We start from the raw sequence: 14,625 nt of genomic DNA, 5'->3' as shown, positions 1-14,625 counted from the left end.
GTCAGGCCCCACACAATCCTTGCAAACGCCCTCCAGGTCGGACGATGCCCGGACTGCGCCTGATGGCGGCCTTGGGCGCACACCCGTCATTCACCACAATCACCAAGACGGTTTGCCATTGGGGGCGCGCCCAAGGATTTTGCAAAATCCTTGCCCGCGCCACACCTGCCGACAATTCCCTCCCCCACACCTTGGCATTTCCCGCCAGTGCCGATACAGGGGCCGCAACCACGCCATCACCCGGGTGACACCAAGGGCAAGCCGCCACGGCCCGCTCCGTCAAATCCCGCCAGACAATACAGCCGAATATGACCCGCCCGCCCCTGCGCGCGGCCCAGACAACCGGACTTTTGCATGATCTCTCTTTCGCAATACCAACGCCAATGGACGCATAACATTCGCGGCGATCTTCTGTCGGGCCTCGTCGTGGCCCTTGCCCTGATCCCCGAGGCGATTGCCTTTTCGATCATCGCGGGCGTCGATCCCAAGGTGGGGCTTTACGCCAGCTTCTCGATTGCCGTGATCTGCGCGATCACCGGCGGGCGGCCCGGGATGATCTCGGCCGCCACGGCAGCCACCGCCGTTCTGATGGTGACGCTGGTCAAGGACCACGGGCTGCAATATTTGTTGGCCGCCACCGTTCTGGCCGGGCTTTTGCAAATCGGCGCGGGCTTCTTGCGGCTGGGCTATGTCATGCGGTTTGTGTCGAAATCGGTAATGACAGGTTTCGTCAACGCACTGGCCATCCTGATTTTCATGGCCCAATTGCCCGAATTGGACCCATCCAAGGTTCCGATGCTGACATACGTATTGGTTGCGGGCGGTCTGGCGATTATCTACCTCTTCCCGCGGATCACCACCGCCGTCCCCTCGCCGCTCGTCACTATCGTCGTACTGAGCGTGCTTGTTGTTGTTATGGGCTGGGATGTTCGGACCGTGGGCGATATGGGCCAACTGCCCGACACCCTGCCGGTGTTCCTGATCCCCGATATCCCGCTCACCTTCGAGACGTTGCAAATCATCCTGCCCTACTCCATCGCCGTGGCCGTGGTGGGCCTTCTGGAAAGCCTGATGACCCAGCAGATCGTCGATGACCTCACCGACACCAGCTCCGACCGCAATCAGGAATGCATCGGTCAGGGCCTTGCCAACACCGCCACCGGCTTTATCGGCGGCATGGCCGGTTGCGCCATGATCGGCCAGTCGATCATCAACGTTAAATCTGGCGGTCGCGGACGGCTGTCGACCTTTGTGGCGGGCATTTTCCTTCTGATCCTCTGCGTGGGTCTTGGCGATATCGTCGGCATCATCCCCATGGCGGCCCTCGTGGCGATCATGATCATGGTCTCGATCGGCACCTTCTCATGGTCCTCGATCAAGAACCTGCGCGACCACCCACGCTCCTCGTCGATCGTCATGCTGGCCACGGTGTTCTTCGTGATCTACACCCATAACCTCGCCATCGGCGTTCTGGTGGGCGTGCTGCTCTCTGGCATCTTCTTTGCCTGGAAAATCGCACAACTGTTCCGCGTCCGCACGGAAATCACCGAGGACGGAACCCACCGCACCTACCACGTCGAAGGGCAGCTGTTTTTCGCCTCCTCCGAGGATTTCATGAAAGCCTTCGACTTCAAGGAAGCGCCCGACAAGGTCACCCTCGACCTCAGCCGCGCGCATATCTGGGATATTTCCTCGGTTGCGGCGGTCGACATGGCCGTGCTGAAATTCCGCCGTGAAGGTGCCGAGGTCGAGTTGATCGGCATGAACGAAGCCTCTGAAACCATCGTTGACCAGCTTGCCATTCACGACAAGCCCGGCGCGATGGAAGACCTGCTGGGCCACTAAGGGAGAGCCACAAAATGACAACCAACACCGTGATCGCCCTCGTCGATGGCTCTTCCTATGCGGAAAGCGTCTGCCATCACACCGCATGGATCGCCGCGCGCAATGACTGGAAGGTGAAACTCTACCATGTCATGGGCCGCCGCGACGCGGTGGAAAAACAAGACCTCTCGGGAGCCATCCGCTTGGGCGCGCGCACGCGCCTTCTGGAACAGCTCTCCGAGCTTGACGCCGAACGTGCCAAACTTGCCCATGAACATGGCCGCGCCATCCTCGAAGACGCCAAGGCGCTGATCACTGAGACCGGCGAGATCACCGTTGAAACCCGCCTGCGCCAAGGTGACCTGATCGAAACCATCACCGCCAAGGAAGACACCGGCGATATGATCGTCATCGGCAAGCGCGGCGAGGCGGCGGGCCTTGCCTCCGATCACCTTGGCTCCAACCTCGAACGCATCGTGCGGGCAAGCCACAAGCCGGTCTTCATCGCCAACCGCGCCTTCAAGCCCGCAAGCCGCGTGCTTGTGGCCTTCGATGGCGGCCCCTCCTCGCTCAAGGCCGTGGACTACATCTCGCGCAGCCCGCTGTTTTCGGGCCTACAGGTCTCGCTGGTCTTCGCAGGCCGAGACACGCCCGACATCCGCAATGCGCTGGACACCGCCGCCGCCACCCTCAAGGCCGGTGGCTTCGAGGCCGAGATCATCCTGGAACAGGGAGAGCCCGAAAAAGTGCTGGCCAAGATCACGCAGCGCGAAGAGCATGAGCTTCTTGTCATGGGTGCCTATGGCCACAGCCGCGTGCGCTCGCTCATCATCGGCTCTACAACAACCGAGATGATCCGCTCCTGCCGGGTGCCTGTCCTCATCATGCGCTGAGCTGGAATAGGTTTTTCCGGAAATGCTTTCCCGGGGTCTGGGGGTCCACCCCCCCAGCATGGATCACTCCAGCATCGGCGTCATGATCTCAACCTCCACGCCATCCCGCACCGCCGTGTAAAAACAGCTCCGCCGGTTGGTATGGCAGGCCGGCCCAACTTGCCGAATGAGCAGCAAAAGGCAATCGCGGTCACAATCCACGCGCAATTCCTGCAACTCCTGCACGTGCCCCGAGGTCTCGCCCTTGACCCAAAAGGCCTGCCGCGACCGGCTCCAATACGTGACCTTGCCGGTCTCCAACGTCCGCTCCACAGCCTCGGCATTCATCCAGGCCACCATGAGCACCTCACCGCTTTCATGGTCCTGCGCCACCGCCGGAATAAGGCCCTTGTCATCATACTTTAGTGTCGAAACATCGAATTTCATGGATGAAAACCTTTTGCATCTGCCGATCTGGCCTCTATCTATGGGGTGACACGCGAAAGGGAAAGCCATGAGCGGCGAAACCGACCTGATCAAGCTTTACTCGGCCCGGATTCTCGAACTGGCCGCCGATATCCCGCACCACGGGCGGCTGGATGCGCCCGAGGCCACGGTCAAACGCCGCGCGCCGCTTTGTGGCTCCACGGTCACCGTGGACCTGATCACCGATGGCGAGAAAATCACGGATTACGCCGCCGAGGTGAAGGCCTGCGCTTTGGGGCAAGCCGCGGCGAGCGTGGTGGGCCGGTCAATCATCGGCTGCACGCTGCCCCAAGTGACCGAGGCCCGCGACGCCCTCAAGGCGATGCTGAAATCCGACGGCCCGACGCCGCCCGCCCCCTTCGACGGGCTAGAGGTGCTGCGCCCCGCGCGTGACTACAAGAACCGCCATGCCTCCATCCTGCTCACGCTCGAGGCAACGGTCGAGGCCATGGAACAGGCCAAGGCCGCCCATTCCTGCGCCTGACCCCACCAATCACGCACAAAAAAACCGCCGCGCGCTGAACCAGCGGCGGCGGCAGTAAAAGCTCGGCTTCACAAGCCCTGCCGCAAAACCGGGGATATGAGGCAACCCGGCGGGACAGTGGGACAGGCTATGTCACGTCGCATCAACGTTGGGGACAGGATGCAGGCGCGGCAGGTGCGAAGCGTCGCAGGCAGAAACTCAGATGAAACCCGGGATGTAAAGGCCAGCAACCAACGTCACCATCAGGGCAGCGGCGCCAATGAAGTCCCCAAGCAATGTCTCGGAGGAGCTTTGGGCGGCTGTCTTGATCTGGCGAAGCATGGTGGCCTCCTTATCTCGTGTTCCTAAGTTGCTACTTTGTTCTCATTTCGCAGAACAAAAAGCAAGAACTTTTTTAGAACATTTGCGAACTTTTAAGGATTTTCTGGATCAACACCTTAAAAACAAGGCGAATCTTCACCCCACCGAAATCAGCCGGATCGCCTGATCCTGTTCCATCAACCACAGCAGAACACGCGCCGCCTGCCCCCGCTCACTGGTCAAATCCGCATCCTCGGCCAGAAGTTTCCGGGCATCCGATTGCGCCACCGCCATCAGCGCCGATTGGCTTTCCATATCCGCCACCCGGAATCGCGGCAGGCCCGATTGCGCGGTGCCGATCAAATCGCCCGCGCCGCGCATTTCAAGGTCCACCTCGGCGATGCGAAACCCGTCCTCGGTGTCGCGCATGGTGGTCAGGCGCTTCTCGCCCCCCTCGCTCAGCGGCGCTTGGTACATCAAAAGACAGGTCGATTCCGCCTCGCCGCGCCCCACACGCCCACGCAACTGATGCAACTGCGCAAGGCCAAAATGCTCGGCCCGTTCGATCACCATGATCGACGCATTGGGCACATCCACCCCCACCTCGATCACCGTAGTCGAGACCAGAACGCTTGTTTCGCCCTTCTGAAAGGCCGCCATGGCCGCGTCTTTCTCATCGGGGGGCATTTGCCCGTGCACAAGGCCAACCACGCCCTCGCCCAAAGCCGCGCGCAGGCGTTTGAAACGGTCCACCGCGCTGGACAGGTCCACCGCCTCGCTTTCCTCGACCAGCGGGCAGACCCAATAGGCCTGCCGCCCCTCGGACACCGCGCGGCGCAGGTGCTCCACCACCTCGTCCATCCGCGCCATGTTGACCAAAGCTGTCTTGATCGGTTTGCGCCCGGGCGGTTTTTCGTCCAGCACGCTTACATCCATATCGCCATATTGCGCCAACGACAGGCTGCGCGGAATGGGCGTGGCCGTCATCACCAGCACATCGGCCTGCGCGCCCTTCTTGCCCAGTTCCAACCGCTGCCGCACACCGAAACGGTGCTGCTCATCCACGATGGCCAGCCGCAGATCGGCAAACTCCACATCCTTCTGAAACACCGCATGAGTGCCGACAAGGATCTGAATATCACCGCGCTTCAAAGCCTCCAGTTTCGCACGCCGCTCCGCACCCTTGTCGCGGCCGGTGAGAATTTCAATCACCACCCCCGCCGCCTCGGCCAAGGGCGTCAGCCCCTGCAAATGCTGCCGCGCCAGAATTTCGGTGGGGGCCATCATCACTCCCTGCCCGCCGGCCTCCACGGCAATAAGCAGTGCCTTCAAGGCCACGAGCGTCTTGCCCGCCCCCACATCACCCTGAAGCAGTCGGTTCATCCGGCGCTCTTCGGCCATATCCTCGGCAATCTCGGCAATCGCGCGGGTCTGCGCCCCGGTCAACTGATAGGGCAAAGCCTCTAAAACCTTGGCCTGCAAGGCCCCCGTGCCAACGGTCGCCCGCCCCTTACCCCGGCGCAGCTTGGCCCGCGCCAGCGCCAGCGTCATCTGATGCGCCATGAACTCATCATAAGCCAACCGCTCCCGCGCCGGGTGCGCCGGGCTCAAATCGCCCATATCCTGCGGGGTATGCGCCGCGCGCACCGCCTCGGCCCAATCGGGCCACCCGGCCTGCGCCTTCTGTGCCGGATCAATCCATTCCGGCAGGTCCGGCACACGGGCCAAAGCACTCCCCGCCGCCTTCATCATCGTCTTTTGCGTCACACCAGCGGTCAACGGATAGACCGGCTCAAAATCCGGAATATCCCCCGCCTCCTCGGGCGGTAGGATATGTTCGGGGTGGACCATCTGCGCCATCCCGTCGAACAGTTCCACCTTGCCCGACACCACGCGCCGCGCCCCCGTCGGCAAAATCCGCCGCAAATATTCATCCCTCGCGTGGAAAAACACCAAGGGAAAAGCGGTCGCCGCATCCTCCACATAGACCCGATACGGCCCGCCCCGCCGCTGGGGCGCGGTATGGCGGCCCACCGTCACCTCCACCGTGACAACGCCGGGAATTTCGGCCCCCTGCACCGTGTCGCGCTTGCGCCGATCCACCCCCGAATAAGGCAGCGTAAACAGCAGATCGCGGGGCTTCTCGATCGCCAGCGCCGCCATGTTCTGCGCGCTTTTCGGCCCCACGCCCTCCAGCGTTTCAATCCCCGCAAAAAGCGGAAACAGGATTTCAGGCCGCCCGCTCATGCATCCCCGATCAGTTCTAGCCAGCCGTCTTCGTCGATCATCTCAACGCCCAGATCCTCGGCCTTCTTGGCCTTGCTGCCCGCGCCGGGGCCTGCGACCACCAAATCGGTCTTGGCGCTGACCGATCCCGACACCTTCGCGCCCAGCGATTCCGCCCGCGCCTTGGCCTCGGCCCGCGTCATCTTTTCCAAGCTGCCAGTGAACACCACCGTCTTGCCCGCCACGGGGCTGCCCTCGGTATCGGGCCGCTCCGCCGCCTCGATCTCCAGATGCGCCACCAGCCGGTCAATGCTCTCACGCTCATGGTCTTGGGCGAAGGTGGTCACAAGGCTCTGCGCCAAAACCTCGCCCACACCATCAATGCCCAAAAGCCGCTCCCATTCCGGCCCTGCCATCCCGGCCGCGCCATCCATGGCGGCGATGAAATCCTCCCAAGTGCCATAAAACCGGGCCAGCATATTGCTCACCTGCTCGCCCACATGGCGAATACCCAGCGCGAAAATCACCCGGCCAAGGGCAATCTCGCGCCGCGCATCAATCGCCTCAAACAGCTTCTCGGCGCTCTTCTCGCCCCAGCCTTCGCGGTTCTTCAACTGCGTCAGGCACCCCGGCCCATAGCGCTCTTTCAAAGTGAAAATATCCGCCGGTTCCTTGATCCAGCCATCAAGGTAAAACTGCTCCACCTGCTTTGCCCCCAGCCCTTCGATGTCAAAGGCCGCGCGGCTGACAAAATGCTTGAGCTTCTCCACTGCCTGTGCCGGACAAATCAGGCCGCCAGTACAGCGGCGCACTGCATCGCCCTCTTCGCGGATCGCATCGCTGCCGCACTCGGGGCACGCCTGCGGAAAGGCATAGGGCTCCGCCCCCTCGGGCCGCTTCGACAGGTCCACATCCGCCACCTTCGGGATCACATCACCGGCGCGGTAGACCTGCACCCAATCGCCCACGCGAATATCCTTGCCGCCGCGAATTTCATTGCCCTTGGCATCGCGGCCCGCAATGTAATCCTCGTTATGCAGGGTGGCGTTGCTGACCACCACACCGCCCACCGTGACAGGATGCAACCGCGCGACCGGCGACAGCGCGCCGGTGCGCCCCACCTGAATGTCGATCCCCTCCAACCGGGTCCAAGCCAGTTCCGCCGGGAACTTATGCGCAATTGCCCATCGCGGCGTCGTACTGCGAAAGCCCAGCCGCTTTTGCAGGGCAAGGTCATTGACCTTGTAAACCACCCCGTCGATGTCATAGCCCAACTCGCTGCGCATCTGCTCGATCTTGGCATAATGCGCCAGCATCTCGCCCGGCCCATCGCACAGCGCGGTCAGCGGGTTGGTCACAAAGCCCAGCGCCTCCAGCCGCTCAATCGCGCCCATTTGCGTGTCGCCCAAGGGCGCGCTCACCTCACCCCAGGCATAGGCGAAAAACCTCAACGGGCGCTCCTTGGTGATCCGCGAATCCAATTGCCGCAGGCTTCCGGCCGCGGCATTGCGCGGGTTGGCAAAGGTCTTGCCCCCACGCTCAGACTGCCGCGCGTTCAGCGCCTCGAAATCAGCGTGGCTCATGTAAACCTCGCCGCGCACCTCCAGAATATCGGGCGCCCCCTCCAGCCGCTCGGGGATATCGTCGATGGTTCGGGCATTTGCGGTGACATTCTCACCCACCGCGCCGTCGCCGCGTGTCGCCGCCTGCACCAAGCGCCCCTGCTCATAGCGCAACGACAGGCTCAGCCCGTCAATCTTCGGCTCGCTGGTGTAATTCAGCGCCGCATCGGCACCCATCCCCAAATACCGCCGGATACGCTCATCGAAATCTCCAATGTCCTCGTCGTCAAAGGCATTGCCAAGGCTCAACATCCGCACTGCGTGCGTGACCTTGGCAAAGCCCTCCGCCGGGGCCGCGCCCACTTTCTCACTAGGGCTATCGGCCCGCTTCAAATGAGGGAACCGCGCCTCGATCGCCGCGTTGCGCGCCTTCAGCGCGTCATAGTCAGCATCCGAAATCTCGGGCGCGTCATGCGTGTGATAGGCCGCATCGGCGCGGGCAATCGCCTTGGCCAGCCGCTGCAACTCGGCCTTCGCCTCCGCCTCGCTCAGGCTTTCCACCGCCACGTCGCCAGTCATCCACGCCCCCTGTTCTTCCCGGCCTGCACAGCCCGCTTCTACAGGTCAAAGTGTTAGGCCGCAGCGCGGCAGAGGTCCAGCCTCCCCTTGCAGAAGACACTGCCCACGGGTCGCTTTTCAAATACCGGCACAGCGACCATGACAAGTCCAAGGAGGCACCCGTGATGAGCACGCCCCAACCTTGGGTCGCCGGTTCGAAGCGTCCCGGTGCCCCCCAAAAAAAGGCGCACCACCGTTGCCGGCAGCGCGCCTTCGTTTTCGGCCCGGTCACATCTGGGGGATCATGACCGGACCAAGGCCCAGAGGCGGGGGGGGTTACGCGCCAATGGCCAATGGTTGATCGCCCAATTCACTCGGCTCCGGATCACGCAGGACATAGCCGCGCCCCCAGACCGTTTCGATATAGCTGTCCCCGCCCGTCGCCTCAGACAGTTTCTTGCGCAGCTTGCAGATGAAGACATCAATGATCTTCAACTCCGGCTCATCCATACCGCCATAAAGATGGTTGAGGAACATCTCCTTGGTCAGGGTCGTGCCTTTGCGCAGTGAAAGCAGTTCCAGCATCTGGTATTCCTTACCGGTCAGATGCACGGTCTTGCCATCGACATCCACGGTCTTGGCATCCAGATTGACGTTGATCTTGCCGGTGCGAATGACCGATTGCGAATGCCCCTTGGAGCGGCGGATGATCGCATGGATACGCGCCACGAGCTCTTCGCGGTGGAACGGCTTGGTCAGGTAATCATCTGCCCCGAAGCCAAACCCCTTGATCTTGCTTTCGGTATCATCCGCCCCGCTCAGGATCAGGATTGGCGTCTCGATCCGCGCCAACCGAAGTTGGCGCAGCACCTCATGCCCCGGCATATCCGGCAGGCCAAGATCCAGAAGGATCAGGTCATAATCATAGAGCTTCGCAAGGTCGACCCCTTCTTCCCCAAGGTCCGTGGTATAGACGTTAAGGTTGGCATGGGTCAGCATCAGTTCGATGCTTTTCGACGTTGTGGGGTCGTCTTCCACCAGCAGCACACGCATAAGGGGTTCTCCGCTTTGGTTGTTGTCTGTCATGACCGACCATGGCCAATATTGGTTAACTACAGGTTACCGCTGAAGAACAAATTATGTACTCTCCCTTAGGTTGTCCACTCAATTCTTGGTCTTACGCCCGCTGGTTGCCTTCAAACCCTCTGCGCCATCCCGCATAAGGGCTTGAACCCATTCGTGGAATTCCTCCTCACTCAACCCGTAACGGCTCAGCGCCTCCGCCTCGCTGATCAACCCATGCGCAACACCGCGCACGACGGCCAGCTTGCGCGACACCACCCACCGGCATGTCTCGGGCGGCGGCAGGTCCGCCGCGCTCATCACGGTTCCATCCGGCAGGGTCACCGCCCTTGGCCCATCGACTTTCTTGAGATACATGACACTCACCTCAACAAGGATACAGGCCACACCCTGCCGACAATCTGCTTAAAGCAGGGTGAAACCGCACCTTGAGAGTGCATAGGATTTTCATATATTCCGCCTGAAACCCGCGACCCACAAGGATGGCCCATCATGCCACTTGAAACACCGCTCAATTCCCTCGGCCTGCCCAAGGCCCCGGCCGACACGCGCGTCGTCGTCGCCATGTCCGGCGGTGTCGACAGTTCGGTCGTGGCCGCCATGCTGGCCGAGGAAGGCTATGATGTGGTGGGCGTGACCCTGCAACTCTACGATCACGGCGCGGCCTTGGCCAAAAAAGGCGCCTGCTGTGCGGGGATCGACATTCACGATGCCCGCCGCGTCGCCGAGGATATGGGCTTCCCTCACTACGTTCTCGACTATGAAAACATCTTCAAGGACGCGGTAATCGACGAGTTTGCCGATAGCTACCTTGCCGGGGCCACCCCGGTGCCCTGCATCCGCTGCAACGAGCGGGTGAAGTTCAAGGACTTGCTGGAAACCGCCAAGGATCTGGACGCCGATTGCATGGCCACCGGCCACTATATCCAACGCATGGCGGGCGCAAACGGCCCCGAGTTGCACAGCGCGGCGGATGCCAACCGCGATCAAAGCTATTTCCTCTTCTCCACCACGCCAGAACAGCTGGATTTCCTGCGCTTCCCGCTGGGCCACCTGCCCTCCAAGGACGCCACCCGCGAACTGGCCGCCAAATACGGCCTGCAAGTGGCCGACAAACCCGACAGCCAAGACATCTGCTTTGTCCCCAACGGCAACTATGCTTCTGTGATCGAAAAGCTGCGCCCCGGTGCCGCCGAACCGGGCGAGATCGTCCACGCCGATGGCCGCGTCTTGGGAACGCATGAGGGCGTCATCCACTACACCATCGGCCAACGCCGCGGCCTTGGCATCGGTGGCCTCTCCGATCCGCTTTACGTGGTAAAGCTCGACGTCGACAACCGCCGCGTGGTGGTCGGCCCGAAAGACATGCTCGCCACCCGCAAAGTCCCGGTGCGCGAGATCAACTGGCTGGGCGACGCCCCCTTCGACAGCCAGACCGAATGGCATGTCGCGGTCAAAGTCCGCTCCACCCGCCCCCCGCGTGAGGCGGTGATCCGCCCGCTTTCGCCCACCGAGGCGGAGGTTGAACTCTTGACGCCCGAGGAAGGCATCGCACCGGGGCAAGCCTGCGTGTTCTACGACACCGACAGCTCCCGGATCTTCGGCGGCGGCTGGATCTGGCGCGGCTACTGACACCATGCCGCTTTTCCTAGGCCTCGCCCTTGCGCTGCTCGTCTTGGGCTGGGTCCTGTACCGCGGCCAGCAGAAAAAACAGGCCCGCGCGGCCCTGCTCGCCACGCCCCTCTCCGATGACGACCGTGCCATCGTGGCCGACCACGTTCCCCTTACCCAGAAACTGCCCGCCGATCTGCGCCCGGCATTCGAAGGCAAGATCAACCTCTTCCTTGACCAAGTGCAATTCCACGGCTGCAACGGGCTTGAGGTCACCCGCGAAATACGCCTTTCCATCGCGGCCCAAGCCTGTCTTCTCGTTGCCAACTCCCCCGCGTGGTACAGCCACCTGACCACTATCCTCGTCTATCCGGGGGCCTTCAAATCCCGCCAGCAGATGCACGATGGCTATGTCGTCACCGAAGGCGATGTCGTGCGCACCGGCGAAAGCTGGTCGCGCGGCCCGGTCATCCTGTCGTGGCAGCACAGCGACCAAGGCGCGCGCAATCATAAGGACGGCCACAACGTGGTGATCCATGAATTCGCCCACCAGTTGGATGATCTCTCGGGCCATACCGACGGCGCGCCCGCGCTTGGCGATCAAAGCTTCACCGACTGGGCGCGTGTCTTCGTCGAGGCTTACGAGCGCCACCGCGACAATGTCGAATCGCGCCGCTATACTCTGATCGACCCCTATGGCGCGGAAGGGCACGAGGAATTCTTTGCCGTATCCGTCGAAGCCTTCTTCGAAAAACCCACACAATTGAAACGCGCCGAGCCGCAGGTCTATGACCAACTGGCCACCTACTTCAGGCTTGATCCGTCCCATTGGGCCGATCCCAAGGCCTAAGGGCCTCGCGTCACAACCGCTTCAAAACCGCTCTTGCCGCCCGCAATCCCGGCGCTTCACCATCGCGCCCCAGCCGCTCCATGGTCACCCGCATCGCCTCGCGTTGCGCCTCCGGCTGCTCCATCATCCGCAGCACACCCGGCGCGATCAATTCCGCCCGGCACTCCTTGCCGTTGAACTCCGGCACCGCGCGGGTCTCACTCACCAGATTGACCAGCGTCAGCGTGTCGATCTTCAACATCCATGCAATAATCTGACGGCTCAGCCACGCCGCGTCATAGGCAATCACCATCGGCACATCCGCCGCCGCCAGTTCCAACGATACCGTGCCCGAGGCCGCCAGCGCATAATCCGCAGCCCCAAACGCCGCCGCCTTGCGGCGCTTGTCGGCCTCCGCGTCCCCCTCGGGGGCCACCACAACGGGCGCGCCCGGCCAATCGGCCACCAAAGCGCGCACCTCCTCGGCCCGTGCCGCCGTGGTCGGCAGAACCAGCCGCAAGTCCGGCCGCGCCGCACAAACCTCGCGCACCGCTTCGCCAAAAATCGGCCCCAGCCGCGCCACCTCGCCCCGGCGCGAGCCGGGCAAGACCATCAAAACAGGCGCGTCGCCCAGTCCCGCCTCCTCCCGAAACGCCGCCACCTCCGCCTCATCGGCCAAAGGCTCACTCACCACCGGATGGCCCACGAAATCGCACTCCATCCCGGCGGCTTCCATCAAGGGCGGCTCAAAGGGCAACAGCGCCAGCACATGGTCAATGACCTTCGCCATCTTCGCCGCGCGCCCCGCGCGCCACGCCCAGACCGAGGGCGCCACATAGTGCACCGTCCGAATGTCGCTACGCGCCTTGACGATCTTCGCCACCCGCAGGCAGAAATCCGGGCTGTCGATGCTGATCACCACATCCGGTTTCGCCTCCAGAATGGCCTCGGCCACCTCGCGGATACGGCGCTTGAGGTGAAAATACTTGGGCAGCACCTCGACGATGCCCATGACGCTCAATTCCTCCATCGGGAATTGCGAGGTCAGCCCCTCGGCCTCCATCATTGGCCCGCCAACGCCCTGAAACTCAACGCTTTCAAGCTGCTTTAACCCGGCCATAAGCGCCGCGCCCAAACGGTCACCCGAGGCTTCGCCGGCAATGATGAAAACCCGCATCACGCGTCCCGCGCGGTCACGAACAGGCCCAAAGCCTCGGCCTTGGCCAAGGTCTCGGCCCGCTCCAAAACCATCACCCGGCCCGCCTCGATGACCAAACCGGCCAACCCGGCGGCGGCCACAGCCTCCATCGTGTCAGGGCCAATCGCAGGCATATCCACCCGCAAATCCTGCCCGCGCTTGGCGGCTTTGACGTAAACGCCCTTTTGCCCCCGGCGCAGGGCCTCGGATGTCTCACCCACAAAGCGCAAAATCGCATCGGTGCCTTGCAGGGTCTCAATGCCCAAACAAAGCCCCCCCGCCACGGCACAGCCCTGCCCCACATCCACCGGCGACAGGGCCGACAGGATGTCAAACGCCCGCTCGGTATCGCGCATCTCCTGCGCGGATGGCTCCGGCCCGGTCAAATGCCCGGCCTCCGCCACCAGTTCGGGCAGCACCTCATGCGCGCCCACCACCTCGAACCCCTGATCCTCGAACACCTCGATCACCGCCCGCAACAGCGCATCATCGCCGCCCTGCAACGCGCCCATCAGGCGCGGCGCGGCCTGCATCATCGCGCTGTCAAACTGGCTAGGGTCCAAGGGCGGGCGCGCCAAGCCCCCGGCAAACACCACTTGCGTCACACCGCCCGCGCGCATCGCCTCGAACAGACCTCCAAGCCGCTCAATCCGATGCGCCTCAACGCCCTCAACCTGCGTCGGAACCCCCTCCAGCGCCAGCCGCATCGCCTCTGGCTGCGCCTCGGCAATCCGCACCGGCAACAGCCCGCCACAGGCCAGAATGCCAAGCCGTCCCGCCAAGGCCTACATCGCCCCCGGCGTCAGGAACGACCGGTCGCTCGCCCCGGTCACAAAATCCACGATTTGCCGGACATAGGCGCTTTCGGTTTCCTCGCCCAAGCGGCGGGCGCGATCCTGAAAGGCGCCCTCGCCCTGCGCCAACATCTGGAACGCGGCGCGAAGGGCTGTGATATCCGAACGCGCCACGCCCCGGCGCTTCAACCCCACAAGGTTCAAGCCATCCAACTCGCCGCGCGGGGCCTGCACAAGACCATAGGGAATCACGTCATTGGTCACCATGGTCACTGCCCCGATAATGGCGCCCTGCCCGATGCGCACCCACTGATGCACGCCTGACAAACCGCCGATGATCACGTCATCCTCGACCACGCAATGCCCCGCAAGGGCGGCATTGTTCACCACGATCACCCGGTTGCCCAGTTGCACGTCATGCGCCACGTGACAGCCCGCCATGAACAACCCGTCGTCGCCCACGCGCGTGACACCGCCACCACCCTCGGTGCCCGCATTCATCGTCACATGCTCGCGGATACGGTTGCGCGCGCCGATTTCAAGCCGGGTCTTCTCGCCCTTGAATTTCAGGTCTTGGGGAATCTCACCGATGCAGGCGAAAGGAAACACCATGCAATCCTCGCCCACCACCGTGTCGCCACTCACCACGACATGGCTTTTCAACTCGACCCCATCGCCAAGCCGCACCTCCGGCCCGACATGGCAAAACGGCCCGATCCGGCATCCCTGCCCGATCTGCGCCCCCACCTCGACAATCGCCGAAGGGTGAATCTCTGTCTCGCCACGCTCGGCCATGCG

14 protein-coding genes are annotated in these 14,625 nt (G+C 62.8%); 5 read left to right on the top strand and 9 right to left on the bottom strand.

The annotated features are described in order from the left end of the window. The first annotated feature begins 354 nt into the window (after positions 1 to 354). Together QZ498_RS10485 and QZ498_RS10480 are read left to right on the top strand one after the other, a co-directional pair. On the top strand, positions 355 to 1,845 hold the full coding sequence (locus tag QZ498_RS10485) for a SulP family inorganic anion transporter (protein WP_294621996.1): 1,491 nt from the start codon (positions 355 to 357) through the stop codon (positions 1,843 to 1,845). Between the two features lie 14 nt (positions 1,846 to 1,859). Further along, positions 1,860 to 2,717: a universal stress protein gene (locus QZ498_RS10480; RefSeq protein ID WP_294621994.1), complete on the top strand. Its 858-nt coding sequence runs from the start codon at positions 1,860 to 1,862 to the stop codon at positions 2,715 to 2,717. Positions 2,718 to 2,780: 63 nt separating this feature from the next. Here the strand turns inward: QZ498_RS10480 and hisI are convergent, their stop codons facing one another. Continuing rightward, positions 2,781 to 3,143 carry a phosphoribosyl-AMP cyclohydrolase gene (hisI, locus tag QZ498_RS10475; protein WP_294621993.1) on the bottom strand — a complete coding sequence of 121 codons (363 nt, stop codon included), beginning with the start codon at positions 3,141 to 3,143 and terminating at the stop codon, positions 2,781 to 2,783. Between the two features lie 67 nt (positions 3,144 to 3,210). On the opposite strand from hisI, the gene QZ498_RS10470 reads away from it, so the two are divergent. Further along, complete coding sequence (locus QZ498_RS10470; RefSeq protein WP_294621992.1) at positions 3,211 to 3,666, top strand: iron-sulfur cluster assembly scaffold protein; 456 nt, start codon at positions 3,211 to 3,213, stop codon at positions 3,664 to 3,666. 198 nt (positions 3,667 to 3,864) lie between these two features. On the opposite strand, the gene QZ498_RS10465 is transcribed toward QZ498_RS10470, so the two are convergent. From QZ498_RS10465 to QZ498_RS10445, 5 genes are all read right to left on the bottom strand, one after another. Continuing rightward, positions 3,865 to 3,987: a hypothetical protein gene (locus QZ498_RS10465; protein ID WP_294621991.1), complete on the bottom strand. Its 123-nt coding sequence runs from the start codon at positions 3,985 to 3,987 to the stop codon at positions 3,865 to 3,867. 135 nt (positions 3,988 to 4,122) lie between these two features. Further along, positions 4,123 to 6,213 carry an ATP-dependent DNA helicase RecG gene (gene recG, locus QZ498_RS10460; RefSeq protein ID WP_294621989.1) on the bottom strand — a complete coding sequence of 697 codons (2,091 nt, stop codon included), beginning with the start codon at positions 6,211 to 6,213 and terminating at the stop codon, positions 4,123 to 4,125. Further along, complete coding sequence (ligA, locus tag QZ498_RS10455; RefSeq protein WP_294621987.1) at positions 6,210 to 8,333, bottom strand: NAD-dependent DNA ligase LigA; 2,124 nt, start codon at positions 8,331 to 8,333, stop codon at positions 6,210 to 6,212. Before ligA ends, recG begins: the two co-directional genes overlap by 4 nt. Before the next feature lie 315 nt (positions 8,334 to 8,648). Then, entirely contained in the window at positions 8,649 to 9,365 is a 717-nt protein-coding gene (gene ctrA / locus QZ498_RS10450; RefSeq protein ID WP_294621985.1) for a response regulator transcription factor CtrA, read from the bottom strand. Between the two features lie 111 nt (positions 9,366 to 9,476). Then, complete coding sequence (locus QZ498_RS10445; RefSeq protein ID WP_294621984.1) at positions 9,477 to 9,752, bottom strand: DUF1153 domain-containing protein; 276 nt, start codon at positions 9,750 to 9,752, stop codon at positions 9,477 to 9,479. A 135-nt stretch (positions 9,753 to 9,887) separates the two neighbouring features. Here QZ498_RS10445 and mnmA point away from each other — a divergent pair, with 135 nt between their 5' ends. Further along, a complete protein-coding gene (gene mnmA / locus QZ498_RS10440) occupies positions 9,888 to 11,027 on the top strand; it encodes a tRNA 2-thiouridine(34) synthase MnmA (protein WP_294621983.1) in 1,140 nt (379 codons plus the stop codon). Between the two features lie 4 nt (positions 11,028 to 11,031). Then, positions 11,032 to 11,856 (top strand): zinc-dependent peptidase, encoded by an 825-nt coding sequence (locus tag QZ498_RS10435; RefSeq protein WP_294621982.1) that lies wholly within the window; start codon positions 11,032 to 11,034, stop codon positions 11,854 to 11,856. Between the two features lie 10 nt (positions 11,857 to 11,866). On the opposite strand, the gene lpxB is transcribed toward QZ498_RS10435, so the two are convergent. From lpxB to lpxA, 3 genes are read right to left on the bottom strand one after another with little or no spacing between them, the layout of a single operon-like run. Further along, positions 11,867 to 13,012, bottom strand: a complete 1,146-nt coding sequence (gene lpxB, locus QZ498_RS10430) for a lipid-A-disaccharide synthase (protein WP_294621981.1) — start codon at positions 13,010 to 13,012, stop codon at positions 11,867 to 11,869. Next, positions 13,012 to 13,815: an LpxI family protein gene (locus tag QZ498_RS10425; RefSeq protein ID WP_294621980.1), complete on the bottom strand. Its 804-nt coding sequence runs from the start codon at positions 13,813 to 13,815 to the stop codon at positions 13,012 to 13,014. The genes lpxB and QZ498_RS10425 overlap by 1 nt, the downstream gene beginning before the upstream one ends. 3 nt (positions 13,816 to 13,818) lie before the next feature. Next, positions 13,819 to 14,622, bottom strand: coding sequence for an acyl-ACP--UDP-N-acetylglucosamine O-acyltransferase (gene lpxA / locus QZ498_RS10420; protein ID WP_294621978.1), 804 nt, complete (start codon positions 14,620 to 14,622; stop codon positions 13,819 to 13,821). Positions 14,623 to 14,625: the final 3 nt, after the last annotated feature.

Origin of the sequence: uncultured Roseovarius sp., from assembly GCF_913057115.1 — a bacterium.
GTDB lineage: Bacteria > Pseudomonadota > Alphaproteobacteria > Rhodobacterales > Rhodobacteraceae > Roseovarius.
This window is presented reverse-complemented; position numbering and strand designations above follow the sequence as displayed.